General features: G+C 72.8%; 20 protein-coding genes and 1 other annotated feature. Of the genes, 9 read left to right on the forward strand and 11 right to left on the reverse strand.

Features of this window, described 5'->3' with window-relative positions; all coding sequences use genetic code 11:
- Positions 1-18: 18 nt before the first annotated feature.
- From OHB01_RS36830 to OHB01_RS36840, 3 genes are read right to left on the reverse strand one after another with little or no spacing between them, the layout of a single operon-like run.
- Positions 19-1,452 (reverse strand): sensor histidine kinase, encoded by a 1,434-nt coding sequence (locus tag OHB01_RS36830; protein WP_147944032.1) that lies wholly within the window; start codon positions 1,450-1,452, stop codon positions 19-21.
- Positions 1,449-2,168 (reverse strand): response regulator transcription factor, encoded by a 720-nt coding sequence (locus tag OHB01_RS36835; RefSeq protein WP_168065602.1) that lies wholly within the window; start codon positions 2,166-2,168, stop codon positions 1,449-1,451. The genes OHB01_RS36830 and OHB01_RS36835 overlap by 4 nt, the downstream gene beginning before the upstream one ends.
- Before the next feature lie 20 nt (positions 2,169-2,188).
- Positions 2,189-3,727: a phytoene desaturase family protein gene (locus OHB01_RS36840; RefSeq protein WP_142645344.1), complete on the reverse strand. Its 1,539-nt coding sequence runs from the start codon at positions 3,725-3,727 to the stop codon at positions 2,189-2,191.
- A 382-nt stretch (positions 3,728-4,109) separates the two neighbouring features.
- On the opposite strand from OHB01_RS36840, the gene OHB01_RS36845 reads away from it, so the two are divergent.
- From OHB01_RS36845 to OHB01_RS36855, 3 genes are read left to right on the forward strand one after another with little or no spacing between them, the layout of a single operon-like run.
- Positions 4,110-5,012: a pseudouridine-5'-phosphate glycosidase gene (locus tag OHB01_RS36845; RefSeq protein ID WP_142645345.1), complete on the forward strand. Its 903-nt coding sequence runs from the start codon at positions 4,110-4,112 to the stop codon at positions 5,010-5,012.
- Positions 5,009-5,947, forward strand: coding sequence for a carbohydrate kinase family protein (locus tag OHB01_RS36850; RefSeq protein WP_142645346.1), 939 nt, complete (start codon positions 5,009-5,011; stop codon positions 5,945-5,947). The genes OHB01_RS36845 and OHB01_RS36850 overlap by 4 nt, the downstream gene beginning before the upstream one ends.
- A 37-nt stretch (positions 5,948-5,984) precedes the next feature.
- Positions 5,985-8,117, forward strand: coding sequence for a hypothetical protein (locus tag OHB01_RS36855; RefSeq protein ID WP_328710528.1), 2,133 nt, complete (start codon positions 5,985-5,987; stop codon positions 8,115-8,117).
- Here the strand turns inward: OHB01_RS36855 and OHB01_RS36860 are convergent.
- Together OHB01_RS36860 and OHB01_RS36865 are read right to left on the reverse strand one after the other, a co-directional pair.
- Positions 8,101-8,544, reverse strand: coding sequence for a GNAT family N-acetyltransferase (locus OHB01_RS36860; RefSeq protein WP_142645348.1), 444 nt, complete (start codon positions 8,542-8,544; stop codon positions 8,101-8,103). The genes OHB01_RS36855 and OHB01_RS36860 overlap by 17 nt on opposite strands.
- Before the next feature lie 56 nt (positions 8,545-8,600).
- Positions 8,601-9,485 (reverse strand): LysR family transcriptional regulator, encoded by an 885-nt coding sequence (locus tag OHB01_RS36865; RefSeq protein WP_147944034.1) that lies wholly within the window; start codon positions 9,483-9,485, stop codon positions 8,601-8,603.
- A 107-nt stretch (positions 9,486-9,592) separates the two neighbouring features.
- Between OHB01_RS36865 and OHB01_RS36870 the strand changes: the two genes are divergently transcribed.
- Positions 9,593-9,958, forward strand: a complete 366-nt coding sequence (locus OHB01_RS36870; RefSeq protein ID WP_328710529.1) for a YybH family protein — start codon at positions 9,593-9,595, stop codon at positions 9,956-9,958.
- Positions 9,959-10,015: 57 nt separating this feature from the next.
- On the opposite strand, the gene OHB01_RS36875 is transcribed toward OHB01_RS36870, so the two are convergent.
- Complete coding sequence (locus tag OHB01_RS36875) at positions 10,016-11,371, reverse strand: cation:dicarboxylate symporter family transporter (protein WP_142645351.1); 1,356 nt, start codon at positions 11,369-11,371, stop codon at positions 10,016-10,018.
- 214 nt (positions 11,372-11,585) lie between these two features.
- On the opposite strand from OHB01_RS36875, the gene OHB01_RS36880 reads away from it, so the two are divergent.
- From OHB01_RS36880 to OHB01_RS36895, 4 genes are all read left to right on the forward strand, one after another.
- The gene (locus OHB01_RS36880) at positions 11,586-13,364 is read left to right on the forward strand and encodes an ATP-binding protein (RefSeq protein WP_142645546.1); all 1,779 of its coding nucleotides are present in this window, start codon (positions 11,586-11,588) and stop codon (positions 13,362-13,364) included.
- The gene (locus tag OHB01_RS36885) at positions 13,361-14,032 is read left to right on the forward strand and encodes a response regulator (protein ID WP_142645352.1); all 672 of its coding nucleotides are present in this window, start codon (positions 13,361-13,363) and stop codon (positions 14,030-14,032) included. Before OHB01_RS36880 ends, OHB01_RS36885 begins: the two co-directional genes overlap by 4 nt.
- 1,162 nt (positions 14,033-15,194) lie before the next feature.
- Positions 15,195-15,386 carry a hypothetical protein gene (locus tag OHB01_RS36890; protein ID WP_185948910.1) on the forward strand — a complete coding sequence of 64 codons (192 nt, stop codon included), beginning with the start codon at positions 15,195-15,197 and terminating at the stop codon, positions 15,384-15,386.
- Positions 15,365-17,368, forward strand: a complete 2,004-nt coding sequence (locus OHB01_RS36895) for a DUF222 domain-containing protein (protein WP_328854618.1) — start codon at positions 15,365-15,367, stop codon at positions 17,366-17,368. Before OHB01_RS36890 ends, OHB01_RS36895 begins: the two co-directional genes overlap by 22 nt.
- A 322-nt stretch (positions 17,369-17,690) precedes the next feature.
- On the opposite strand, the gene OHB01_RS36900 is transcribed toward OHB01_RS36895, so the two are convergent.
- Positions 17,691-18,910, reverse strand: a protein-coding gene (locus OHB01_RS36900) for an IS3 family transposase (RefSeq protein ID WP_328853951.1) whose coding sequence is annotated in 2 segments (ribosomal slippage) — positions 17,691-18,631 and positions 18,631-18,910 — 1,221 coding nt in all. Because the reading frame shifts where the segments join, the coding sequence is not laid out codon by codon here.
- Positions 18,519-18,632, reverse strand: a sequence feature (AL1L pseudoknot). (Overlaps the previous gene by 114 nt.)
- A gap of 161 nt (positions 18,911-19,071) precedes the next feature.
- Between OHB01_RS36900 and OHB01_RS36905 the strand changes: the two genes are divergently transcribed.
- Positions 19,072-19,602: a GNAT family N-acetyltransferase gene (locus OHB01_RS36905; RefSeq protein ID WP_328854619.1), complete on the forward strand. Its 531-nt coding sequence runs from the start codon at positions 19,072-19,074 to the stop codon at positions 19,600-19,602.
- Positions 19,603-19,718: 116 nt separating this feature from the next.
- On the opposite strand, the gene OHB01_RS36910 is transcribed toward OHB01_RS36905, so the two are convergent.
- Genes OHB01_RS36910 through OHB01_RS36925 form a run of 4 tightly spaced genes read right to left on the reverse strand, consistent with a single transcriptional unit; the run spans position 19,719 to position 25,311 of the window.
- Positions 19,719-20,867 carry an acyl-CoA dehydrogenase family protein gene (locus OHB01_RS36910; protein ID WP_142645355.1) on the reverse strand — a complete coding sequence of 383 codons (1,149 nt, stop codon included), beginning with the start codon at positions 20,865-20,867 and terminating at the stop codon, positions 19,719-19,721.
- 1 nt (position 20,868) lies between these two features.
- Positions 20,869-21,753: a hydroxymethylglutaryl-CoA lyase gene (locus OHB01_RS36915; protein WP_328855885.1), complete on the reverse strand. Its 885-nt coding sequence runs from the start codon at positions 21,751-21,753 to the stop codon at positions 20,869-20,871.
- Positions 21,753-23,723 (reverse strand): acetyl/propionyl/methylcrotonyl-CoA carboxylase subunit alpha, encoded by a 1,971-nt coding sequence (locus OHB01_RS36920; RefSeq protein ID WP_328855886.1) that lies wholly within the window; start codon positions 23,721-23,723, stop codon positions 21,753-21,755. Before OHB01_RS36920 ends, OHB01_RS36915 begins: the two co-directional genes overlap by 1 nt.
- 13 nt (positions 23,724-23,736) lie before the next feature.
- Positions 23,737-25,311, reverse strand: coding sequence for a carboxyl transferase domain-containing protein (locus tag OHB01_RS36925; protein WP_147942348.1), 1,575 nt, complete (start codon positions 25,309-25,311; stop codon positions 23,737-23,739).
- Positions 25,312-25,340 lie beyond the last annotated feature (29 nt).

A 25,340-nucleotide genomic window follows, 5' to 3' on the forward strand; every position in this document is an offset into this window, starting at 1 on the left:
GTGCTGTACGTGCCGGCGTCAGGCGGCCGGCGGGTTGCCGGGGAGCTCGACGGTGGCGAGGGTGCCGCCACCGGGGGCGTTCTCGATCGCGACCCGGCCCCCGGCGTCCCGTACGGCCTGGGCCACGATCGACAGGCCGAGACCGGATCCGGGCAGGCTGCGCGCCGACGGCGAGCGCCAGAACCGCTCGAACACGTGCGGCAGCTCGTCGTCGGGGATGCCGGGGCCCTCGTCGCGCACGGTCAGCACGCCGCCCTTGAGCCGCACGGTCACCAGGCCCCCGGGCGGGCTGAACTTCACGGCGTTGTCGAGCACGTTCACCGCGGCCCGCTGCAGGCCCCTGGCGTCCCCGTGCACCTGCCACGGCTCCAGGTCGACGTCGAAGCGCAGCCCTGGACCGCGCCGCCTGGCCCGCTCGACCGCCGAGGCCACCACCTCGTGCAGGGCGATGTCGGACGACCCCTCGCCGCTCTCCGGCTTGCGCGACAGCTCCAGCAGGTCGCCGATGAGGCTCGACATCTCCTCGAACTGCTCCTTGACGTTCGCCAGCAGGCGCCGCTTGGCCGAGGGCTCGATGGCGCGGCCGGTGTTCTCGCTGCGCAGCAGCAGGTCGATGTTGGTACGCAGGCTCGTCAGCGGGGTGCGCAGCTCGTGTCCCGCGTCGGCGACGAGCCGCCGCTGGCGCTCCTGGGAGCTGGACAGGGCGGCGGTCATCGTGTTGAACGACCGGCTGAGGCGGGCGATCTCGTCCTCCCCCTCCACCGGGATCGTCACGCTGAGGTCCTCGGTCCTGGCGACGTGCTCGACCGCGCGGGTCAGCCGCTCCACCGGGCGCAGTGCCGTACGGGCCAGCCAGAGCCCGGCCACGGCGGCGCCGAGCACGCCGAGCACGCTGACCGAGCCGAAGACGAGGGCGAGGATGCGGAGCGTCTGGTCCATCTCGGCGGTGGAGCGGAACACGCTCACCGTGACCGGGCCCGGCCGCAGGGGCGGCTCCGCGAGCTGGGCGACGTCGCCCGGAGGGACGCCGGGACGCGGCTCATATCTGAAGGTGTAGACGAGCACGGAGGTGCCGTCGGTGGCGACCGCGTCGCGCAGCACGGGCGTGCCGCCGGAGGCGGCCATCGTCCGTTCCTGTGCCGTCGGCGTCACCTGGGCCGACCCGGACGCGACGCACACCGAGCCGTCCGGCAGCACGACCTGCCAGCTACGCCCCGAGGGGTCCCAGTCGGGCCGGGGGCGGGCCTCCTTGCGCCCCTGACCGGCGCAGTCCCGCAGCGCGAACGCGACCTGCTGCGCCGGCGGCCGCAGGTGCGTGATCGAACCGACGATCTGGCCGCGCATCTCACTGCGGACGAGCAGCCAGCACACGGCCGCCGCCACCGCGACGGCCAGGGCGACCCCGGCCGCGATCAGCAGCGTGAGCCGGGACCGCAGGGATCGCCGTCTCACGGCGACGGCCGGAGCACGTAGCCCACGCCGCGCACCGTGTGGATCACGCGGGGCAGCCCGCCCGCCTCGGTCTTGCGCCGCAGGTACATCACGTACACGTCCAGCGAGTTCGACGACGGCTCGAAGTCGAAGCCCCACACCTCCCGCAGGATCTGCTCGCGGGTGAGCACCTGGCGTGGGTGGGAGAGGAACAGTTCGAGCAGCAGGTGCTCGGTGCGGGTGAGGTCGAGCCTGCGGCCGGCCCGGGTGACCTCCCAGCTCACGGTGTCCATGCGCAGGTCGCCGAAGGCGAGGACGTCGCCGCCGCTCTCGTTCCGCACGTACTGCCCGCCGCGCCGCAGCAGCGCCCGCACGCGGGCGAGCAGCTCGTCGAGCTCGAACGGCTTGACGAGGTAGTCGTCCGCCCCGGCGTCCAGGCCGGAGACGCGGTCGCCGACGGCGTCGCGGGCGGTCAGCATGAGCACCGGCAGCAGGTTGCCCGCGGCGCGCAACCGCCGGCAGGCCGTCAGCCCGTCGAGCCGGGGCATCATGACGTCGAGGAGCACCGCGTCGTACGTCCTCCCGTCCTGCCCGGCGCGGTCGAGGAGGTCGAGCGCGGTGAGCCCGTCGGCGGCGGTCTCGACCGCGTAGCCCTCGAACTCCAGGCTGCTGCGCAGCGCCTCCCTGAGTGCGGGCTCGTCATCCACTACCAGCAGTTTCGCCGATTCCTCACGCACCGGCACAAGCTACCCGAGCGTCATGAAGGTTCCGTTAGAACGGCCATCGCGGCGTTGTGGCCGGGGATGCCGCTGACGCCGCCGCCGCGCCGGGCGCCCGCGCCGCACAGCAGCACCCGCTCGTGCGCCGTCTCGACGCCCCACTGAGCGGGCCGGTCCCCGTGGCCGCCCTCCTCGGCGTACGGCCAGGACAGGTCGCGGTGGAAGATGTGGCCTCCGGGCAGGCCCGCGTCGCGCTCCAGGTCGAGCGGCGTCTTGACCTCCAGGCAGGGCTCGCCCGAGGGCGCGCGCAGCAGGCAGTCCTCGATGGGCTCGGCGAGCACGGAGTCGATCGAGGCGAGCGTGCGGGCCAGCGCCTCCTTCTTCGCCGCCGGATCGGCGAACAGGCGCGCCGGCATGTGCAGGCCGAACAGCGTCATCGTGTGCGCCCCCGCCTCGCGCAGCTCCGGGCCGAGGATCGAGGGGTCGGTGAGCGAGTGGCAGTAGACCTCGGCGGGCGGCAGGTCCGGCACCTTCCCCGCGGCGGCCTGCGCGTACGCCGCGGCGAGCTGGTCGCGGGTCTCGTTGATGTGGAAGGTGCCGCTGAACGCCTCGGCGGGGTCCACGGCGGGGTCGCGCAGCCGGGGCAGCCGCGACAGCACCATGTTGATTTTGAGCTGGGCGCCCTCGGGCCGCTCGGGCGTCTCCCCGAGCAGGCGGGCGAGCACGGCGGGCGGCAGGTTGGCCAGCACCTTCCCGGCGGTCACCGCGTGCTGCGCGCCGTCGTCGAACGTGACCTCTCCCGTGTCCGGGTCGATGGCCAGCACCTCGGCGCCGGTGCGGATCTCGGCGCCGTGCCGCCGCGCGACCTCGGCGAGCTCGGCGGTCACCGCGCCCATGCCGCCGACCGGGACGTTCCAGTCGCCCGTGCCGTCGCCGATGACGTGGTAGAGGAAGCACCGGTTGGCCAGCAGGTCGGTGGCCGGGTCGGCGAAGGTGCCGATCAGGGAGTCGGTGAGGACGACCCCGCGCACGGTGTCGTCGGCGAACCGCTCGTCCACCACCTCGCCGACGGGCCGTTCGAACAGGTCGCGCCACGCCTCGTCGTCCCCCACGACCTCCCGAAGTGCCGTACGGCCGCGCAGCGGTTCGAGCAGCGTCGGCGCGACCCGCTGGGCCACATGGGCGGTCATCCCGTAGAACCGCTCCCAGGCGGCCAGGTCGTGCCGTCCTCCGGTCACCGCCTCGAAGGAGGCGGCGGTGCGCGCGGCGTCCTCGTTGTCCACGAGCAGACCGGTGTCGCCCGCCGGCGTGTAGGAGGCGAAGCGGCGGCGGCGCAGGTCGAGACGGAGCCCGAGGTCCTTCACGATCTTCGTGGGCAGCAGGCTGACCAGGTAGGAGTAACGCGACAGCCGCGCGTCCACGCCGGGGAACGCTCGGGCCGACACGGCGAGACCGCCCACGTGGCCGAGGCGTTCCAGGACCAGCACGCTGCGTCCGGCGCGGGCGAGGTAGGCCGCGGCGACGAGGCCGTTGTGCCCGGCGCCGGCGATGACGACGTCGTAGTGCGAGCGTGGCATGAAGGCGTTCTCCCGGGTCGTACGTGGCTCGGTGTCTCAGTGGGCGGGGCCGGATGCGGGTCGTGACGGCGGGCGTGAAAGGGTCTCGGAGGGCCGACGGGGGGCCGGCGACGGGTGAGGCCGGGCGGACGCCCGCAACTTATCGCAAGTTCCCCCTCGATACCCGGGCAGAATATGCCGAAGCGGACAATCTTCCGCCAACGAGAGAACCCCAAGCGGGAAACACACCGAGCGATCCGGAGGGGCGCGCCGCCGATCTGGACCGAGCAGCGCGCGGGAGCGAAGCGACCCGAGCGCGACGAGGGAGGCGCCGACGGCGCGCCTTCGGCACGGCCAGGCGGAAGTGAGCGCCCCGATGGTGAGCGGGAAACACAGGAGAGACATGCGCGTTTCCGATGAGGTCGCCGAGGCGCTGGCCGCCGGCCGTCCGGTGGTCGCCCTGGAGTCCACCATCATCTCCCACGGGCTTCCCCAGCCCCGCAACCTCCAGGTCGCACTCGAACTGGAGGACATCGTCCGGCAGGCGGGGGCCGTGCCGGCGACGGTGGCGGTGCTGGACGGCGTCCCCCGGGTGGGCCTGGACAAGGAGGGGCTGGAGCGGATCGCGACCGAGCCGGGCCTGCGCAAGCTCGGCTTCCGCGACCTCGCCCCGGCCGCCGCGCTCGGGCTCAGCGGCGCCACGACCGTCTCGGGCACCTCGTTCCTGGCCGCCCGCGCGGGCGTGCGGGTGTTCGCCACCGGGGGCCTCGGCGGCGTCCACCGCGGCTGGACCACGGTGCAGGACGAGTCTGCCGACATCGACACGCTCAGCCGCACGAGGATCACCGTCGTGTGCGCCGGGGTGAAGTCGATCCTCGACGTGCCCGCGACGCTCCAGCGGCTGGAGACCAAGCAGGTCACCGTCGTGGGCTACCGCACGGACGAGTTCCCCGGTTTCTACCTGCACACCTCCGGCGAGCCGGTGGACTGGCGCATCGAGACGCCGCAGGAGGCCGCCGGCGTCATGCGGGCCCAGGACGCGCTCGGCGGGCTCGACACGGCGCTGATCGTGGCGAACCCGGTGCCGGTCGATCTCCAGCTCGACCCCGAACTGCACGACCGGGTGCTCGCGGACGGCCTGCGCGCCGCCGAGGAGCGCGGGGTCACCGGGCAGGCCATCACGCCGTTCCTGCTGGAATACCTGGTCGAGGGCACGGGTGGCGCCTCGCTGGAGGCCAACCTCGCGGCCGTACGCGGCAACACCCGCCTGGCCGGGGAGATCGCGGCCGCCTGGGCGGCCGGGTGAGCGGTCTGCTGGTGATCGGCGACGTGGTCACCGACGTCGTCGCGCTGCACGACGGCCCCGCGGCCACCGGCACCGACACGCCCGCCGACATCGCGCTGCACCCGGGCGGCTCGGGGGCGAACACCGCCTCCTGGGCCGCCCGGCTCGGCGCGGACACCCGCCTGCTCGCGCGGGCCGGGTACGACACCGGCGAGTGGCACGCGGCCCAGCTCACCAAGGCCGGGGTCCGGCCGCACCTGCGGATCGACCCGGAACGGCCCTCGGCCGTCGTGATCGCGATGGTCGACTCCACCGGCGAGCGGTCCATGCTCACCAACCGCGGGGCGAGCGGCCACATCGGGGTCGGCGACTGGACCCCGGACCTCCTCGACGGGGTCGGGCACCTGCACGTGTCGGCGTACACGATGTTCGCCGAGCCGGGCCTGGAGCTCGTACGGCTCGCCATGCGCGAGGCAGCCGGGCGCGGGATCACCATCAGCGTCGATCCGGCCTCCAGCGGGCCGCTGCGCGCCTTCGGGCCCGAGCGGTTCCTCCGCGAGAGCGCCCCGGCGAGCATCGTGATCCCCAACCTGGAGGAGGCCCTGCTGCTCGCGGACGCCGCGGATCCCGAGACGGCCGCCGGCACGCTCAGCGCCCACTACGGGACGGCTGTGGTGAAGCTGGGGGCCGGTGGTGCCCTGCTGGCCCGCGATGGCCGTATAGTCGCCAGAGCGGCCGCGCCCACGGCGGAGGTCGTCGACTCGACGGGCGCGGGAGACGCGTTCGCCGCGGGGTTCCTGGTCGCCTTCATGGCCGGGGACACGCCCGAGGAAGCCCTGCGTAAGGGGTGTGAGACGGGTGCCGCGGCGGTCGCGCAGATCGGTGCCCGGCCGGATCCTGGGAACTTTACCCTATTGACACCAATTGCTGGTTTGCGGCGTAAGCTGCACCATTAGCAACATGCGTCACTCTCGGGAGGGTGCGGTCATACCGATGGACGCCGAGTCAACGATCTGCCTGAGCGACCTGGTCCCGGCCCTGCGCTGGAGCCGTCCTCAGCAGGTGGCCGAGCTGCTGGCCGACCCGCGCCTGCCCGGCGGCTGGTGGGCCTCCGTCGGAATCGGCCGCGCGATGCGGGCGACCGGCGTCGACTGGCTCTGCGAGCGGCTCGCCCGCCTGGCGGTCGGGCGCTGGGACCACCTGCCCCTCACCGACCTGCTTCCGGCGCTCCAGGTGCACACCGTGGACCCGGCCATGCCCGGCTGGCCCGACCCCGTACGCACGGTGGTCAACCACCTCGGCGGCTGGTATCGGCTGCGCCGCCTGACGCCGTGCGACCTCCAGGCCCCGGCCGCCCCGGCCTCGCCCGAGGTTCTCCTGACCACGGTGTTCCGGGAGGTGTTCGGGCGCCTGGAGAGCGAGCTGGCGTCCGGGCGGTCCGCGGAGGCCCTCGCCGGGGCCGAGGCCGCACCCCAGGCCCAGGCCGCCCAAGCACAGGCACAGGCACAGGTCCAGACTCCGGCACCGCCTCAGCCGCAGGCACAGGCCCCCGCACAGGCACAGGCACCCGCACAGGCACCGGCCCCCGCACAGGCACCGGGTCAGGGCCAGACGCAGGCGCCCGCCGGCCCCGCCTCCGTGCCCTTCCCGCAGGCCGTGCCCGGGACCTCCTCTCAGGCGTTCCCCCAGGTCGCCGCCGCGCAGGCACCGGCTCAGGCACCCGCCCAGACGCCCCCGCAGCCGGGGCAGGCGCCCGCCCGGCCGGGGCAGGGCACGCCGCCGCCACCCACCGTACCGGGGGCGGCGCCGGCGGCAGGACCGGTCAGGCCCGCCACCCAGCCCTTCGCCCGGCAGCCCGGAGCCTCGCTCCCGCAGGTCCCTGCGGCCCCTGCGCAGCCACCCGCCCAGCCCGCCGCTCAGCCGGCCGCCCAGCCTGCTCCGGAGGCGGCGCGGCCCGCCGACCTCAGCGCGCACCCGATGGTCGCGGTCATCGAGGGCCTGTTCCGCGGCTGGGACCCGCTCGCCAGGGCCGTCGCGGCCGAGCGGCTGTTCGCCGCCGAGCCGGTGAGCCTGCGCACGCTGGCGCACAACCTCAACGTTGACCGCGACCTGCTCTCCCAGGCCCAGCGCGCGGCCGAGGAGCGGGTGCTGCTGTGGCTGCGCTCCCCCGACTCCGCGCCGCTCACCGGCCACCTGTTCGGGCTCACCGAATGGCTGGGCGCGGCGGCCACCCAGGAGCAGCTCATCGCGGCCGACCCGTCCCACCCCATCGAGGTGCCGGCCCTCGGCACGCCGCTGTGGCGGGTGCTGGTGACGCTGATGCCCGACCGCCGCCTCCAGGACGGCTGGCTCGTGGTCGGCGACCTCGCGGGGCTGCGGGAGAAGACCCGCCAGCTGCTGGCGAACAAGCCGGCGGACGCCGACGTCGTGGAACTGCTCGGCCAGCTCGGCATCCGTGCCCACTCGGCCAAGGCGTGGCTCGAATCCATGCCGCAGGCGAGCTCGCCGGCCGAGCCCGGCCCCCTGCCCACCCGGCACGGCCCCGACCAGTCCGCGCGGCCCGCGCCGCTGCCCCGCCGTACGCCGGGCGCGAACGGGCACCATCACGGCCGCGGTGGGGTCCCGATCCCCTCGCAGGCCAACAACGGGCCCGACGCCGCCACCGCGCTCGCCGCGCTCAACGCGCTCACGAACGGCAATCTCAACGGCAACCTGAACGGACACCAGAACGGGAACCAGAACGGGAACCAGAACGGGAACCACCTGGGCGGCAATCTGAACGGGGGCGTGCCGCGGCCCCACCTGGTGCCGAACCCCCGCCCGACCTCCAGCCCGGCCTCCGACCCGCGCCGCTGGCAGCGGATCGACGTCACCAGCGGCCACCTGCGGGGCGAGCCGGTCGCGGTCCCGGAGGGGTACGCCGCCCAGCTCGGCATGCGCCCGGGGACGCTGCTGTCGGTCACCGGCCCGGGGGACAACGCCGTCGTGCTGGTGTGGCGCGACCGGCAGCCGGTGTTCGACTCGCTCCAGCCGGTGCTGATGCGGCTGAACGCGCGGCCCGGCGACTCGGTCTACGTGACCGTGGACGGCTACCGCCTGGACGCCCAGCTCACGTCTTCGGTCTGAGCATCTTGCGGTAGTAGGTGGCCGACACCTCGTAGCCGAGCGCGCCGTAGAACTCGGCGGCCCTCCGGGTCGCAAGTGCGACGTATCCGGCCTGCCGTGAGCGCGCCCACGTCTCGAACTCCTCAAGGAGCCGCCGCCCGATGCCGAGACGGCGGTAACCGCTCTCGATCATCGCCTCCTCCACCCACGCGACCCTGCCGTTGGCGAACAGCGTGAGGTGGGTGAAGCCCAGCAGGTAGCCGCGTACGGTGCCGTCAACGGTGGCGACGAGCAGGAAGGCGTCCTCGTTCTCCAGGAGTTGCGGCAGCGCGGCGTCGAACGGCGCCCGCTCGGGCCGGAACGTCACCGCGAACTCGCGGGCGAGCGCGAAGATCTCGTCCGCGTCGCTCTTCTCGGCCCTCCGGAACTGGAGATCACCAGACGTCATGAAAGGGACTCTAGGAGTGCCCGGGCACATACGTCCAATCCGGAGTCCGGCGATTCTCACGCCGGAGGCACGGCGAAGGAGCGCCGGGCGTGCCGTACGAACTCGCGTACGGCCGGGCCCTGGCCGCCGCGCCACAGCAGCGCGAGCAGGGCGGGCGTCTCGACGTCTTCGATGGTGAGCGCGGTGAGCCGGTCCCGGTAGGCCGCGGCCATCGACTCGCTGAGGACGGCGACGCCGAGCCCGCGGGCCGCGAGGCCGGCGATCGCGTCGGCCGCCCCGGCCTGCAGCGCGATCACCGGCTGGAGACCCCGGGCCGCGCAGGCGCGGTCGAAGACGGTGCGCAGGCCGGTGCCGTACGGCATGCAGACGATCGGGTGCGCGGCGAGGTCGCTCAGGGTGACGCCGCCCCGTCCCGCGAGGGGGTGATCCGGAGGGACGGCGGCGACGAGCCGCTCGCTGACGATCGTCAGCGTCTCCAGGCCGTCCGGGGCGGCGGCGAGCCCGGCGAGGGCCAGGTCGAGAGCCCCGGAGCGCACCCCTTCGACGAGCCGGTCGGAGTTGTCCTCCAGCAGGGCGATCTCGACCCCGGGATGGGCCCGGTGGAAGGCGGCGAGTGCGTCGAACAGCGGCGTGACGGTGCAGCCGACGACCATCCCGACGGTGAGCCTGCCCCGGATGAGTCCGGTCACCTCGCCCACCGCCTGGCCCAGCGCCCCGGCCGCGGCGAGCGCGGCGCGGGCGTGGTCGAGCGCGGCCTTGCCCGCGACGGTCAGGGTGACGGTCCGCGCGGACCGGTCGAACAGCTCGGCGCCGAGCTCGCGTTCGAGCTGCCTGATCTGGGCGCTGACGCCCGGCTGGCTGATGTGCACCCGCTCGGCGGCGCGGGTGAAGTTGCGCTCCTCGGCGACCGCGACGAAATACTCCAGCTGGCGCAGCTCCATAACTTTTGATTCTAGTTGCCAGCAGAACCATCTGTTGGACTTCTGAAAGGCGGCTCGGCAGGGTGGAGGCTGTACGAGATTCGCCGTCGAGATTCGGGGAGGAACCGATGCCGGATTACGAGAAGGCCATGCGGCCGGAGGACATCACCCGCCTGTTCGTCGAGCGGTCCAACGCCGGTGACGCCGCGGGCGTGGCGGCGCTCTACGAGGAGAACGCCGTGCTGGCCTACCCGCCGGGCAGCGTGACGGTCGGCCGGGAGGCGATCCGCGCCCTGTGGGAGAAGGTGCTGGCGAACCGCCCCCGCTTCGAGCCCGAGGAGCCCCTTCCGACGCTGGTCAGCGGCGACATCGCGCTCACCTCGACCCCGCCCAGGGACGGCGCCGGCGCCCGCGCCCAGGTCGTACGGCGCCAGCCCGACGGAAGCTGGCTGCGAGTGCTCGACCAGCCGGAGTTCCAGCCGCCGTCCCGCTGAGCGACGTGCTGCCGGCACGCCCCGGGGAGCGGCGCTCCCCGGGGCGTGCCGGAGCGATCAGGAGTGGACCGGTGTGGCGGCGGGTTCGGCCCCGGGAGCCGGGGCGTGGCCCTCGTCCACGAACGTCGCCTCGTCGAAGGGCACCCGGCCGGCCAGCACCTCCTCGGCCCGGGAGCGGTCGAAGTCGCCCACCCATGAGCCGATCAGGACGGTCGCGACCGCGTTGCCCGCGAAGTTGGTCAGCGCCCGGGCCTCCGACATGAACCGGTCGATGCCCACGATCAGGCCGACGCCGTCCACGAGAGCCGGCCGGTGCGCCTGCAGGCCTCCCGCCAGCGTGGCGAGGCCGGCGCCGGTGACCCCCGCCGCCCCCTTGGACGCGATGATCATGAAGACCAGCAGCCCGATCTGCTCCCCGGCGGAGAGCGGGAAGCCGGTCGCCCGCGCCACGAACAGCGTCGCCATGGTCAGGTAGATGGCGGTGCCGTCGAGGTTGAAGGAGTAGCCGGTCGGCACCGTGATGCCGGCGACAGCGCGGCTCACCCCCAGGTGCTCCATCTTGGCGATCAGGCGCGGCAGCGCCGACTCGGAGGAGGACGTGGACAGGATGAGCAGGAACTCCCGGCCGAGGTAGCGCAGCAGCGACAGCAGGTTGATCCGCGCGCCGAGCCACAGCACCGTGCCGAGCACGACTCCCACGAAGAGCAGGCACGTCAGGTAGAAGCCGCCCATCAGCAGCGCCAGGCTGCGCAGCGCGTCGAAACCGCCCGCGCCGACCACCGCGGCCATCGCGCCGAACGCGCCGACCGGAGCCGCCCACATGATCATCGCCAGCACGCGGAAGACGAGCCGCTGCACGTGGCCGAGCCCCCGCAGGATGGGCGCCGCCCGCTCCCCCATCGCCTGCAGCGCGAAGCCGGTCAGCAGCGCGACCAGCAGGGTCTGGAGCACCTGGCCCTCGGTGAACGCCGAGACGAACGTCGCCGGGATGATGCCGAGCAGGAACGACGTGGTGTCGCTCTCGCCGCCCTTGGCCGCCTGCTCCTCTGCGGCCTTGCGCAGCTCGTCGGTCAGCTGGAGCCCCTCGCCGGGGTGCAGGACGTTGCCCACGAGCAGGCCGATGGCCAGCGCCACCGTGGACATCACGAGGAAGTAGCCGATGGCTAGCCCGCCCACCTTGCCGACCTTCGCGGCCTGGGCCACAGAGCCGACGCCGAGCACGATCGTGCAGAAGATGATCGGGCTGATCATCATCTTGATCAGTGCCACGAAGGCCGTGCCCAGCGGTTTCAGCGCCACCCCGGCGTCCGGCGCCACCAGGCCCAGGGCGATCCCGAGGAGGACCGCGACGATCACCGCCAGGTAGAGATAGTGGGTCCGGTCACGGGGTGCCGGGTTCGGTGTGGTCGTCACGCGACCCTCCTCGTCCTCATACGGCCCACGACAGACGCGGGCGACAACGCGATCTGGTCGGTGACTATGCGCCCGGTAGTGACCTGGGTCACTATTGCGTACATTTCGTTCACGGCGGTTTTCACCGGCGCGCGCCGCGGCGGTGAATCCGCGCAGACCGCGCAGGACCGTGCAGGACCGCACCGGGAGCGAGGACGCTGAGGCCGTGACGACGATGACCGCCAGGCTCGGACGCTGGAGTCTGGCCCGGCAGGTGCTCGTGCTGCAGATCCTCGTCGTCGCGATCACCGTGGCAGGCGCCACCTTCCTCGGTTTCCTCCGTACCCGTCAGCTTCTCGACGACGAGGCCGCGAGGACGAGCAAGGCGGTGGCGATCAGCCTGGCCGACGCGCCCACCGTGCTCGACGCGCTGGACGACCCCGATCCCTCGGCCGTGCTCCAGCCGTACGCGGAACGGGTGCGCACGGAGGCCGGGCTCGACTTCATCACGATCATGAACACCGAGGGCCGCAGATACACGCACCCCAACCCCCGGCAGATCGGCGGGCACTTCCTCGGCACCACGGCGCCGGCGCTGGCCGGGCGCACGTTCACCGAGACCTACACCGGCACGCTGGGGCCGTCCGTACGGGCCGTCACCCCCGTGCGGGACGCCACCGGCCGGGTCGTGGCACTGGTCAGCGCCGGCATCACGGTGGCGAAGATCAGCGCCGAGATGCGCGGGCAGCTCGGCTCGGCCGTCCTCACCGGCCTGCTCGGCCTGGCGGCGGGCATCGCCGGCGCCTACCTGGTGGGCGCCCGCCTGCGCCGTCAGACGCACGGGCTGGGCCCGGCGGAGCTGAGCCGCATGTACGAGTACCACAACGCGATCCTGCACGCGGTGCGCGAAGGGCTGCTGCTCGTCGACCGGGACGGCCGGCTGACCCTCGCCAACGACGGCGCCCGCGACCTGCTCGGCCTGCCCGAGGACGCGGAGGGACGGCACGTCGGCGACCTGGGCCTGTCGCCCTCGCTGGCCGAGATGCTCGGCTCCGGGGAGAGCCGGTCGGACGAGATCCACCTGACCGGCGAACGCGTGCTGGTGGCGAGCGCCGCCGTGGTGCGGTCAGGCGCGCGTTCGCTCGGCACGGTGGTCACGCTCCGCGACCACACCGAGCTGCAGGCCCTCGCCGGGCAGCTCGACGCCGAACGCGGCTTCGCCGAGTCGCTCCGCTCGGCCGCGCACGAGGCGGCCAACCGGCTGCACACGGTCGTCGCGCTCGTGGAGCTGGGCCGCACCGACGAGGCGGTGGAGTTCGCCACCGCGGAGCTGCGGGCGGCCCAGCGGCTCACCGACCGCGTGGTGGGCTCGATCCGCGAGCCCGTCCTCGCGGCGCTGCTGCTCGGCAAGAGCGCGGCCGCCGCGGAGCGCGGAGTCGATCTCGTGATCAGCCCGGACAGCGAGCTCGACGACGTCGCCCTCGACGCCCGCGACCTCGTCACCATCGTCGGCAACCTGATCGACAACGCGATCGACGCCGCCGTACAGGGCGCTGTTCAAGGCACTGTTCAGGGCGCTGTTCAGGGCGCTGTTCAGGGAACGCCGCCCGCCCGGGTCCGTGTCCACCTGCGCGCCGAGGACGGCACGTTCCTGATCAGGGTCGCCGACAGCGGCCCCGGGATCGACCCCGGCGTCGTACGTGACGTGTTCCGGCGCGGCTGGTCCACGAAGGGGGACGGCCGGGGGCTCGGCCTCGCGATGGCGGGGCAGGCGGCCCGGCGCCTCGGCGGCGACATCGAGGTCTGCGCCGGCGAGGGCATCGGCGGTCAGGGGGCGGTGTTCACCGTACGGCTCCCGCTGCCGCGTCAGTCTGATGGGCCGGACGGGCCGGACGTGCTGGACGTGCCGGACGTGCCGGACGTGCCGGACGTGCCGCGCCGGGCGGACGGGCTGGGACGGGCGGCGGCGGACGTTCCCGGCGGCGGCCCGGGGCGCGCGGAGGTCCGGCCGTGATCTCGGTGCTGATCGTGGAGGACGAGGAGCTGACCGCCGAGGCCAACCGCCTGTACGTCGAGCGGGTGCCCGGCTTCCGCGTCGCGGGCGTGGCCAGGTCGGGCGGCGAGGCCGTACGCGCGCTGCGCCGCGAGCCGGTTGACCTCGTGCTGCTCGACCTCTACCTGCCGGATATGCACGGGCTGGACGTCTGCCGGGCCATGCGGGCCGCAGGCCTGCCCTCCGACGTCATCGCCGTGACCTCGGCGCGGGACTTGTCGGTGGTCAGGTCGGCCGTCTCCGCCGGGGTCGTGCAATATCTGCTGAAGCCCTTCACCTTCGCCCTGCTGCAGGAGAAGCTCGAACGATACGCGGCGTTCCGGTCGTCGATCAGCGGGCCGGGCGAGGTCAGCGGCCAGGGCGAGGTGGACCGGGCGCTGTCCACCCTGCGCGGGACCGCCCGCCCCCACCTGCCGAAGGGGATGACGGCCGACACCCTGGAGGCGGTCGCGGGCGCGCTGCGGGACGCCGCCGACGGCATGTCTGCCCAGGCCGTCGGCACGGTCGTGGGCGTGTCCCGGGTGACGGCCCGACGTTACCTGGAACACCTCGTCGACACCGGCGTCGCGCGCCGGGTCCCCCGATACGGCGGCCCCGGCCGCCCGGAACTCTGCTACACCCTCGCCTGATCAACCATCCGCCCCGACGACCACGCGCCAGCTCCCCCGATACGGCGGCCCCCGCCGCCCGGAACTCTGCTACACCCTCGCCTGATCAACCATCCGCCCCGACGACCACGCGCCAGCTCCCCCGATACGGCGGCCCCCGCCGCCCGGAACTCTGCTACACCCTCGCCTGATCAACCATCCGCCCCGACGACCACGCGCCAGCTCCCCCGATACGGCGGCCCCCGCCGCCCGGAACTCTGCTACACCCTCGCCTGATCAACCATCCGCCCCGACGACCACGCGCCAGGTCCCCCGATACGGCGGCCCCCGCCGCCCGGAACTCTGCTACTGCCTCGCCTGGTCGAGGCCGTCAGCAGCCCCCGCCCCGCTCAACCTCACCGTCCTCCCGCCCTTGGCCGTGCCCTGACGGCGCGCGGCCCGTCGGCAGCGCCCGCCTCGGCAAACGCAGCGAGGCCGCAGCTCGCACCAAATCGCCCAACGACTTTGCTCGGGTTGAGCTGAGGCTCCAACCCTCCGCTTCGCACGGTTGTCACTCGCTCACAGAGTGTGAGATAATCCATACAACAGTTCGAATAAAACGAGGAGGGTGTGATGGATCTGTTCGATATCGATCCTGAGCGCCTTAGTCATTCGAACGATGTCGACGGTGAGTGGTGGGACGGCTGGTGGGATCGCCTGATCGCCAATTCCCCACTGTGGTCGTCCGACGGCTCGTCCGCCCGCGAGCCCTTCCCGATCATCAAGTTTGGGCCCCGGCAGCACGCAGACGCGCCCGGCACCGATAGCGCGGACGCTCCAGGCACGGACGCCCCAGGCACGCATACCGACAGGGCAGATAGCGACGGCGCGGAGTCCACGGGTAGGGCTGCCGCCGGTGCGGATGCCGCTGGCATAAGCGGTGCTGGCACGGACGGCGCTGACGCGAACGCCGTGTGTTGGACCGCCGACAGCGCGGGATCTGACGCGGGTGCCGCCCGTGGGGCTGCCGATCGTGCGGCTGCCGCCGGTGCGGACGCCGCTGGCGCGGATGGTGCTCGCGCGCACGCCGCGCGCGGGGCCGCCGAGAGTGCGGCATTCGCCGGTGCGAATGTGGGTGGCGCGAACGGCGCTAGCGCGAATGCCGCCCGTGAGACTGCCGAGGACGCGGCTCCCGCCGGTGCGAATGGCTCCGGCTCTGGCGCTAGCGCGGATGGCGCTGGCGCGGGCGGCTCTGGCTCGGGTGCGGGCGCAGGTGCGGGTGCTTCCGAGGGTGTGGGTGGGCGTGATCGTGGTCGTGACCGTGGTCGGGGTCGTGTGCGGTCGTCGTGGGTGGTGGTGGGGTCGGTTCGTGAGGTGGCCCAAGAGCTGGCGCTGACCCCGCTTCCCGATGACGTGGATGTGTGCCTGGCCGAGGCGGAGGAGTTGCTGTTCGCCCGGGATCGGATCACCAGCGCGCTGGCCGACCGGGTGGGGCGGGTCCACCGAGCAGGTCAGGCCAGGCAGCATGGGCATGCCTCCACCCGCTGCTGGCTACGCACCAGTGGGGGGATGACGGTGGGCGGTGCGGGCCGCCTGCTCACCCTCGGCGCGGAACTGCCGCGCCTCCCTACCGTGCGGGAGAAGTTCGCCACAGGGGAGCTGGCGGCGGGGGTGGTGGAGGCCATCTGCGCCGCCGTCGCCGGACTAACCGACGAGCAAGCCACCCTGGCGGAGCCGATCCTGGTGGACCTGGCCAGCAAAGCGGGGGCGGCGGAAGTCGCCAAAGCCGGCCGCCACCTGCGGGCGGTGCTCGACCCCGATGGGGAAGAACGCGACGAGCGGGCCGATTACGGGAGGCGGTTCCTGCGGGTCCGCCCGGGCAAGGGCGGCGGCGTGGAAGGGGAGTTCTACCTGCCGCGTGAGGCCGGCGCCCGGTTGATGACGTTGTTGCAGGCGTACGCCAAGCTGAGGGCGCAGGGGGATGACCGCCCGCTGACGGTACGTCAGGCCGACGCGCTGATCGCCCTGCTGGAGCAGAAGATCGTCACCGAGCTCCTCGTCGTGGTCAGCGCCGAATCCCTCCCCACCGACCCCGACAACACCAACCCAGAAACCACCGACCCCACCGCCGACCCGGCCACCCAAGACACCGACCCGGCCACCCAAGACCCCGCCGACCCGGCCACCGCCGACGAGGTCAGCGACCACTTCGCAGACCTCGGCGACAGCGCCCCCAGCGACTACGTCCCCGACCCTGCCGGAAGCACTGACGAGCCGGGCCAGGCCGACGACACCGCCGACCATGTCGAAAACGCGCGGGACGCCGGGGGCTTCGGGGAAGGCCGGGACGACACGGGCGATCCGACGCCCGCCGAAGCCGACGAGTTCGACGCTGCCGAGGCAGGTGCCGGTACGGGTAGGGATGCCGGTGAGCGGCGGCCCGGCGAGTGCGAGCCGTCCGACACCGCAAGCACCGCCGTTGCCGAGGGCGACCACACCGCAAGCACCGCCTCCGCCGAGGGCGGAGAGACCGTCAGCACCAGCTCTGCCGAGCGCCACGAGACCGCGCCCGCCACAGGCGGCGACGGCGACCGCGCTGCGGCCCCGTCTGGAGCACCGCACACCACACGGCGCGGGGCAGCATGGCCAGCCGACCGTGGAGGGCATTCGGACACGGCGCCTTCGGACACGGCGTCTTGGGACACGGCGTCTTCGGAGGCGGCGTGGCCGGATCCTCCTCCCGAGGACGCCTCCGCACATCACACCCACGCCGGGCCTCGGCCTGCGAGGGACTGCCGGCATGGCCAGGGCACGCCAGGGACGTCGGAAGGGGCGTCACCTGGAGCAGGGCAGGGTGCGTCGCGGGGTGCGTCGGCGGGCACGATGCCCGGGGCGTCGCTGGGGACGGCGCTGGGAGCGTCGGCAAGCACGCTGCTAGGGGCGTCTCTGGGAGGGGCGTTGGGGATGGTGCCGGGGCTGTTGCTGGCGACCGGGCAGGTGCTGCCCGTCTCCAGCGTGCACCGCCTCGCCCGCACCAGCACGTTGGTGCGGATCGTCATGAACGCCGAGGGACAGGTCCTCGACATGGGCCGAAAAGTCCGCCTGGCCACCCCCGCCCAACGCCGGGCCATCTACGCCCGCTATGACACCTGCTGGATCGACGGCTGCCCGCTCCCGGCGACCATGTGCCAGATCGACCACGCCGACAACTGGAGCACCGGCGGGCTCACGGACCTGAAGCTGCTGGGCCCGGCCTGCCAGTTTCACAACCGCGACCGCTACCAGCACCCCGACCGCTACACCCGCCGCAACGTAGGCGAAGACCGCTGGGCCTTCACCTACCACCGCCTCGGAAGAACCCGACGACCACACGAGTAAGGCCGAAGGCACGGGGGTGGGCGATGCGCAGGCAAGCCCGGGCGACGCACGGACCGGCCCGGCGGCTGCGTGCATGACCCTCCAAGCCGCAGGCCGAGGGCGGACGCGAGGGTCGCCGGTGCACTGTCCGCTGGGCTTCACCGTGCGCTGCTGGGCTTCACGCTGCTCGACGGGGCTTCACACTGCTCCCTAGGGCCACAATGCTCCCCCGGGGCTTCACCTGTGCCGTAGTGCCGCATGGGGCTTCACAGGTGGGCTCGGACCGGGTCCGCGTTCCGGCTCGCCATGATCCTGAACCGCGCCGAGTTTCGTGGAGGCCGGGTTAGCTGGCTGGGGTGAGGATAGCCGGGGCGGTTTGGGTTCGGTAGTGGGTCTCGAATTCGGCTGGTGGAAGGTCGTTGCAGGCGCTGTGGAGGCGCCGGTTGTTGTACCAGTCGACCCATTCCATGGTGGCGATCTCGACGTCGTCCAGGCCGTTCCACGGGCCGCGCCGGTGGATCAGCTCGGTCTTGTACAGCCCGATGGTGCTTTCGGCCAGGGCGTTGTCATAGCTGTCCCCTCGAGATCCGACCGAGCAGACCGCCCCGGCACCCGACAGGCGCTCGGTGTAGCGAATCGACAGATACTGGCAGCCGCGGTCGGAGTGGTGCACCAGGCCCTCCAGCCGCCGTCCGTCTCCGCGACGCCAGATGGCCATCTCCAGGGCGTCCAGCGCCAGGTCGGTGCGCAGATGATCGGCCAGACGCCACCCGACGATCATCCGCGAGAACGCGTCGATCACCAGCGCCGCGTACACGAACCCCGACGCGGTGGGGATGTAGGTCAGGTCGGCGACCCACAACCGGTTGGGGGAGGGGGCGGTGAAGTCGCGTTTGACCAGGTCGGCGGGCCGGTCAATGAGAGCATCGGGGATCGTGGTCGGTCGCTTGTGGTCCCCGCGAACCGCCCCGGCCAGCCCCAGGCGCTTCATCAGCCGGGCCACGGTACAGCGGGCCACGCGGGTGCCGCGCCGGTTGAGCTCCTTCCACATCTTGCGCACGCCATACACCTCGAAGTTCTCGTTCCACACCGTGGTGATCTCGGCCATGAGCTGGGCGTCCCGCACCTGCCGGGCTGAGGGCGGACGGGACTTGGCCGCGTAGTACGTCGACGTCGCCACCTGCAACACCTGGCAGATCGGCTCGACGCCGAAAGCGCCGCGGTGAGCGTCGATGAAGGCGACTACCTGGGCGGCCGGGGGTCGAGTTCGGCCGCGAAAAAAGCGGCCGCGGCCTTGAGGATCTCGTTGGCGCGGCGCAGCTCGCGCACCTCGCGCTCCAACTCGGCGATCCGCTGGGCGTCGGTGGTCGAGGTGCCCGGCCGCTGCCCCTCGTCGATCTCGGCCTGGCGCACCCACCCGCGCAATGCCTCGCGGTGAACACCGAGCTGATCGGCCACCCGGGCGATCGCGCCGGGGGCACCGCCGGTCTGCCGGCGGACCTCAAAGACCATGCGCACCGCGCGCTCTCGAAGCTCTTGGGGATACTTCCTCGGGGCTGGCATCGTGACGTGATTCTCCCTTCCGCCAGCAGATGATGCTGGCTTCAGGGCCTCCACGAAAGTCGGAGTGGTTCATCCCTACCCTGGGCAACTGGCCCGGCCGGGTGGGCATCGCGTTCCACCCGCGTTCGACGTCGTCCTACGGGGTTGTTAGCGTGCCGCGCATGTCAGACCTTGGACATGTCCCTTGGCCGCCTGAGCCGATCCGGACCGAGCGGCTCGTGCTCCGTGAGCCCGAGGCGCGGGACCGTACGACGTTCGCCGAGCTGCTCGCCTCGCCGGAGGTGCACACCTACCTCGGCGGTCCCCGCCCGCGTGACGTGCTTGAGCGTGAGCTGCCCGAGGTGCCCGAGCGGTGGCCCGGGAGCTTCGTCGTCGAGCTCGACGGGGCGATGATCGGCCACATCCTGCTCAGGAGAGCGACCGAGCACCGTCGCCCGGCCGCCGTGGGGAAGGCCGATCTCGGTTACCTGTTCCTGCCGACCGCTTGGGGGCACGGGTACGCCGCCGAGGCATGCGCGGCGGCGCTTGGCTGGTTCGATGCCACACTTCCCGGCGAGCCGGTGGTGCTCACCACCCAGAGCGCCAACATCGCCTCGATGCGCCTCGCGGCGAAGCTGGGGTTCAGCGAGGTCGAGCGGTTTCATGCCTGGGACGCCGAGCAGTGGCTCGGCATGCGCCTCCCGGCCACCTGACAAGACCCAAGCCGATCAGGACGACGAAGACTCCCCGCCGGTCCCTGGGGACGGCGGGAAGGAATCCAACGCGCGAGCCGCCGAGGCCGGGTGGTCCGGCCACGGCGGGATGGGGTTCAGGCGGGCAGGCCGAGCTCGCGGGCGATGAGCATGCGCTGCACCTCGCTGGTGCCCTCACCGATCTCCAGGATCTTCGCGTCCCGGTAGAAACGGCCGACGGGGAACTCGTTCATGAAGCCGTAGCCGCCGAAGATCTGGGTCGCGTCGCGGGAGTTGTCCATCGCCGCGTTGGACGAGACGAGCTTGGCGATCGCGGCCTCCTTCTTGAACGGCAGGCCGGCCAGCATGCGCTCGGCGGCGTGGTAGTAGGCCAGGCGGGCGGTGTGCACCCGGGCCTCCATGTCTGCGATCTTGAACTGGATGGCCTGGTAGTGGCCGATTTCGTGGCCGAAGGCCCGGCGCTCCCGCACGTACCGCAGCGACTCGTCCACGCAGCCCTGGGCGAGGCCGACCGACAGCGCGGCGATGGCCACCCGGCCCTCGTCGAGCGTCTGGAGGAACTGCGCGTAGCCCCGGCCGCGCTCGCCCAGCAGGTTCTCCTCCGGCACCCGGCAGTCGGTGAACGACAGCTCCCGGGTGTCGGAGGCCGACCACCCGACCTTGGAGTATTTCTTCGACACGGTGAAGCCGGGCGTGCCCGACGGCACGAGGATCGTGGAGATCTCCGGCCTGCCGTCCTCCCGGCGGCCGGTGATCGCCGCCACGGCGACGACGCCGGTGATGTCGGTGCCCGAGTTGGTGATGAACGCCTTCGAGCCGTTGATCACCCATTCGCCGCCGTCGAGGACGGCCGTGGTGCGCATGCCGCCCGGCACGTCGGAGCCGCCGCCGGGCTCGGTCAGGCCGAACGCCCCGAGGATCTCCCCCGTGGCCATCTTCGGCAGCCAGCGCTCCTTCTGGGCGTCCGTGCCGAACCGCAGGATGGGCATCTCGCCCAGCGAGACCGCCGCCTCCAGGGTGATCGCCACCGACGAGTCGACCCTGGCCAGCTCCTCCAGGGCGAGGCACAGCGCGAAGTAGTCGCCGCCCATGCCGCCGTACTCCTCCGGGACGGGCAGGCCGAACAGGCCCATCGCGCCCATCTTGCGGACGATCTCGTACGGGAACTCGCACCGCTCGTAGTAGTCCCCGATGACGGGGGCCACCACCTCGCGGGCGAACTCCTCGACCGACTTGCGCAGCTCGATGTGCTCGTCGTTGAGCATCTCAGATCTCCTTCGCCAGGGCCTGGACGACGCGGGAGGGGCTCGGCCGGCCCAGGATCTCGGCGAGCCAGAGGCTGGTGGCGGTCAGCGACCTGACGTCCACCCCGGTCTCGACGCCGAGACCGTCGAGCATCCACACCAGGTCCTCGGTCGCGAGGTTGCCGGTGGCGCTCTTGGCGTACGGGCAGCCGCCGATGCCGCCCGCGGAGGAGTCCACGACCGTGATCCCCCGCTTGATCGCGGTGAGCGTGTTGGCCAGGGCCTGGCCGTAGGTGTCGTGGAAGTGGACGGCCAGCCGGTCGGTCCCGACCCCCGCCTCGGCGAACGCGTCGAGCAGCGCCTCGACGTGCCGGGGCGTGCCGACGCCGATCGTGTCGCCGAGCGACAGCTCGTAGCAGCCGAGGTCGAGCAGCCGGCGGCCCACCCGGGCGACCTGCTCGGGCGCGACCGGCCCCTCCCAGGGGTCGGCGAAGCACATCGAGACGTACGCCCTGACCCGCATGCCGTGGGCGAGGGCCCGTTCGACGACGGGGGCGAACATCTCGAACTGCGACTCGACGGTCCGGTTGAGGTTGCGCCGGGCGAACGACTCGGTGGCGCTGCCGAAGATCGCGATGTCGGTGACGCCCTGCTCCAAGGCACGGTCGAGCCCCCGCTCGTTGGGGACGAGCACCGGGTAGCGCACCCCGGGCACCCGGGGCAGGCTCTCCAGCAGCTCCGCGGCGTCGGCGAGCTGGGGGATCCACTTGGGGTGGACGAAGCTCGTCGCCTCGATGGTCGTCAGCCCGGCCTCGGCCAGCCGCCCGATGAACTCGCGCTTGACCTCGACGGGAACGATGGCCGACTCGTTCTGCAGGCCGTCGCGCGGGCCGACCTCGTAGATCATCACTCGCACGGCGTCACCTTCGCCACGATCGCGTCCAGCTCCACCGTCTGCCCCGGCCGGACTCGCAGCTCGGCGAGCACGCCGTCGGCCGGCGCCGTCAAGGTGTGTTCCATCTTCATCGCCTCCACGACGACCAGCGGCTGCCCGGCGGTGACCCGGTCGCCCTCCGCCGCCTTCACCAGCAGCACCGTCCCCGGCATCGGGCTGCGTACGGCTCCGTCGCCGGCGAGCGCCCCGCCCTGCCGGTCCTTCGGGTCGCCGGGTTCGTGCCGGGTGACGGACCATGCCCGGCCGCCCTCGGCGAGCCACACCGTGTCGTGGTCGCGGGCCACGGCGTACTTCCGGGTGACGCCGCCGAGGGTGACCGCCGCCTCATCCGTCGCCTCATCCGTGCCCGTCCACTCCAGCCGGGCCCGGCCAAGTGAACGATCGTTAACTTCGATCTCCGCGTCGCCGGCCGCGCCCCGGACCCGTACGGGCACCCCGAGCCGGTGCACGGTCCAGGCCGGTTCCCCGATCCGCCAGCCGTCCGCGACGTCCCACGGGTCGCCCGAGGCGGAGCGGACCACACCGGAGCGGTCGAAGCCGGAGTGGACGACGAGCGCGGCGGCGGCGAGCACCTCGTCGGGCACCTCGCCGCTCACCAGGCCGCCGAGCCGCCGTTCGACCAGCCCGGTGTCGAGCCGCCCGGCGGCGACCTCCGGGTCGGCCAGCAGCGCGCGCAGGAACCCGATGTTCGTGGTGACCCCGAGGATCACGGTCGAGCCGAGCGCCCGGTCGAGGGCCGCGAGCGCGCCCGCCCGATCGGGGGCCCAGGCGACCGCCTTGGCCAGCATGGGGTCGTAGTCGCTGCCGACCACCGTGCCCTCGGCCGGCCCGGAATCGAACCGGACGCCCTCGCCCGCGGGCTCGCGCAGCCGCAGCACGCGCCCGCCCGTGGGCAGGAAGTCGCGGGCCGGGTCCTCGGCGTACACGCGGGCCTCGACGGCGTGGCCGCGCAGGCGCACCGCGTCCTGCCCGAACGGCAGCGGCTCCCCCGCGGCGATCCGCAGTTGCAGCTCGACCAGGTCGAGGCCGGTGACCATCTCGGTGACCGGGTGCTCGACCTGCAGCCGGGTGTTCATCTCCATGAAGAAGAACTCGCCGGGCCGGTCACCGGGGACGATGAACTCGACCGTCCCGGCGCCGACGTAGCCGACCGACCGGGCGGCCTCCACCGCCGCCGCGCCCATCCGGGCCCGCGTCTGTTCGTCGAGCAGCGGCGAGGGCGCCTCCTCCACGATCTTCTGGTGGCGGCGCTGCAGGCTGCACTCGCGTTCGCCCAGGTGGACGACGTTGCCGTGGCCGTCGGCCATGACCTGGATCTCGATGTGCCGGGGCCGGTCCACGAACCGCTCGATCAGCAGGGTGCCGTCCCCGAAGGCCGCCGTCGCCGTACGGCGGGCCGACTCGACGGCGGCGGGCAGGGCGTCGGCGGACTCGACCCGCAGCATGCCCTTGCCGCCCCCGCCCGCGGACGGCTTGATCAGCACGGGGAAGCCGACGCGCGCGGCGACCTCGGCCAGGTCGTCGTGCGGCTCCGCGCCGCCGGGCACGACCGGCACGCCCGCGCGGGCGACCGTCTCCTTGGCCCGGATCTTGTCGCCCATGGCCTCGATGGCCGCGGCGGGCGGGCCGACGAACACCAGGCCCTCGGCCGCGCAGCGCCGGGCGAACCCGGCGTTCTCGGCGAGGAAGCCGTAGCCGGGATGGACGGCCTCGGCACCGCTCACCCGGACCGCCTCGATGATCCCGTCGATGTCGAGGTAGCCGCGCGGGAGCCGTACGGCGAGGTCGGCCTCGCGCACGTGGCGGGCATCGCGGTCGGCGTCGCTGTGCACGGCGACCGCGCGCACGCCCAGGGCCCGCAGCGTACGGATGATCCGGACGGCGATCTCGCCCCGGTTGGCGATCAGCACACTGGTGAACATCACGAGCTCGACCTCACATCCGGAAGACGCCGTAGCCGACGGGTTCGAGGGGGGCGTTCGCGGCGGCGCCGAGCGCCAGGCCGAGGACGGTCCTGGTGTCCGCCGGGTCGATCACCCCGTCGTCCCACAGGCGCGCGGTCGAGTAGTAGGGGTTGCCCTGGTGTTCGTACTGGGCCCGGATCTCGTCGGCGTCGGCGTCGCCGACCATGGTGAGCACGGTGGCGGCCTGCTCGCCGCCCATGACCGAGATGCGGGCGTTCGGCCACATCCACAGGAAGCGGGGCGAGTAGGCGCGGCCGGCCATCGCGTAGTTGCCCGCGCCGAACGAGCCGCCGATGATCACGGTGAACTTCGGCACCCGGGCGCAGGCGACCGCCGTCACCATCTTCGCGCCGTGCTTGGCGATGCCCCCGGCCTCGTACGCCTTGCCGACCATGAAGCCGCTGATGTTCTGCAGGAACACCAGCGGGATCGACCGCCGGTCGCACAGCTCGACGAAGTGCGCGCCCTTGAGCGCCGACTCGCTGAACAGGATGCCGTTGTTGGCCACGATCCCCACCGGGTGCCCGTGGATCCGGGCGAACCCGGTGACGAGGGTCGGGCCGTACTCGGCCTTGAACTCCAGGAACCGGCTGCCGTCGACCACCCGGGCGATCACCTCGCGCACGTCGTACGGTCGGCGGGTGTCCTGGGGGACGATGCCGTACAGGTCGCGCGGGTCGTGCAGCGGCGGTTCGGCGGGGGCGACGTCCCAGGGGCGGGGGCCCTTCGGTGCGAGCGTCGACACGATGTCGCGCACGATCTTGAGGGCGTGCGCGTCGTCTTCGGCGAGGTGGTCGGTGACGCCGCTGACGCGGGCGTGGACCTCGCCGCCGCCCAGTTCCTCGGCCGTGACGGTCTCGCCGGTCGCGGCCTTCACCAGCGGCGGCCCGCCCAGGAAGATCGTGCCCTGGCCGCGGACGATCACCGCCTCGTCGCTCATCGCCGGGACGTACGCGCCGCCGGCGGTGCAGGAGCCGAGCACGGCCGCGATCTGCGGGATGCCCCGCGCCGACATGGTGGCCTGGTTGTAGAAGATGCGGCCGAAGTGCTCGCGGTCGGGGAACACCTCGTCCTGTTTGGGCAGGAAGGCGCCGCCCGAGTCGACCAGGTAGACGCACGGCAGGTGGTTGTGGAGGGCGACCTCCTGGGCGCGCAGGTGCTTCTTGACCGTGATCGGGTAGTACGTGCCGCCCTTGACGGTGGCGTCGTTGGCCACGATCACGACCTCGCGCCCGCTCACCCGGCCCACGCCGGTGATGATCCCGGCGGCCGGGGCCTGGTCGTCGTACATGCCGGTGGCCGCGAGCGGGGACAGCTCCAGGAAGCGCCCGCCGGGGTCGAGGAGCGTGTCGACGCGGTCTCTGGGCAGCAGCTTGCCGCGCTGGACGTGCCTGGTCCGAGCCCGCTCGGGGCCGCCGCGCGCCGCCGCCGCGAGCCGTTCCCGCAACTCCGCGACCAGGCGTTCGTTCGCCTCCGCGTTGCGCTTGTACGGCTCGCCGCCCGGGTCGCACCGGCTCTCCAGCACCGGCCAGTCACTCGTGCTCATGCTCGGATGTTAGTCATCATTAACAGACT

It is taken from the genome of Microbispora hainanensis (assembly GCF_036186745.1).
Taxonomy (GTDB): Bacteria; Actinomycetota; Actinomycetes; order Streptosporangiales; family Streptosporangiaceae; genus Microbispora.

What these genes read in the sequence shown, in the direction of transcription:
- OHB01_RS36840 (WP_142645344.1), bottom strand. Translation starts at nt 3,727, where the DNA reads ATGCCACGCTCGCACTACGACGTCGTCATCGCCGGCGCCGGGCACAAC.
- OHB01_RS36845 (WP_142645345.1), top strand. Translation starts at nt 4,110, where the DNA reads ATGCGCGTTTCCGATGAGGTCGCCGAGGCGCTGGCCGCCGGCCGTCCG.
- OHB01_RS36855 (WP_328710528.1), top strand. Translation starts at nt 5,985, where the DNA reads ATGGACGCCGAGTCAACGATCTGCCTGAGCGACCTGGTCCCGGCCCTG.
- OHB01_RS36860 (WP_142645348.1), bottom strand. Translation starts at nt 8,544, where the DNA reads ATGACGTCTGGTGATCTCCAGTTCCGGAGGGCCGAGAAGAGCGACGCG.
- OHB01_RS36865 (WP_147944034.1), bottom strand. Translation starts at nt 9,485, where the DNA reads ATGGAGCTGCGCCAGCTGGAGTATTTCGTCGCGGTCGCCGAGGAGCGC.
- OHB01_RS36870 (WP_328710529.1), top strand. Translation starts at nt 9,593, where the DNA reads ATGCCGGATTACGAGAAGGCCATGCGGCCGGAGGACATCACCCGCCTG.
- OHB01_RS36880 (WP_142645546.1), top strand. Translation starts at nt 11,586, where the DNA reads ATGACCGCCAGGCTCGGACGCTGGAGTCTGGCCCGGCAGGTGCTCGTG.
- OHB01_RS36890 (WP_185948910.1), top strand. Translation starts at nt 15,195, where the DNA reads ATGGCTCCGGCTCTGGCGCTAGCGCGGATGGCGCTGGCGCGGGCGGCT.
- OHB01_RS36905 (WP_328854619.1), top strand. Translation starts at nt 19,072, where the DNA reads ATGTCAGACCTTGGACATGTCCCTTGGCCGCCTGAGCCGATCCGGACC.
- OHB01_RS36910 (WP_142645355.1), bottom strand. Translation starts at nt 20,867, where the DNA reads ATGCTCAACGACGAGCACATCGAGCTGCGCAAGTCGGTCGAGGAGTTC.
- OHB01_RS36915 (WP_328855885.1), bottom strand. Translation starts at nt 21,753, where the DNA reads ATGATCTACGAGGTCGGCCCGCGCGACGGCCTGCAGAACGAGTCGGCC.
- OHB01_RS36920 (WP_328855886.1), bottom strand. Translation starts at nt 23,723, where the DNA reads ATGTTCACCAGTGTGCTGATCGCCAACCGGGGCGAGATCGCCGTCCGG.
- OHB01_RS36925 (WP_147942348.1), bottom strand. Translation starts at nt 25,311, where the DNA reads ATGAGCACGAGTGACTGGCCGGTGCTGGAGAGCCGGTGCGACCCGGGC.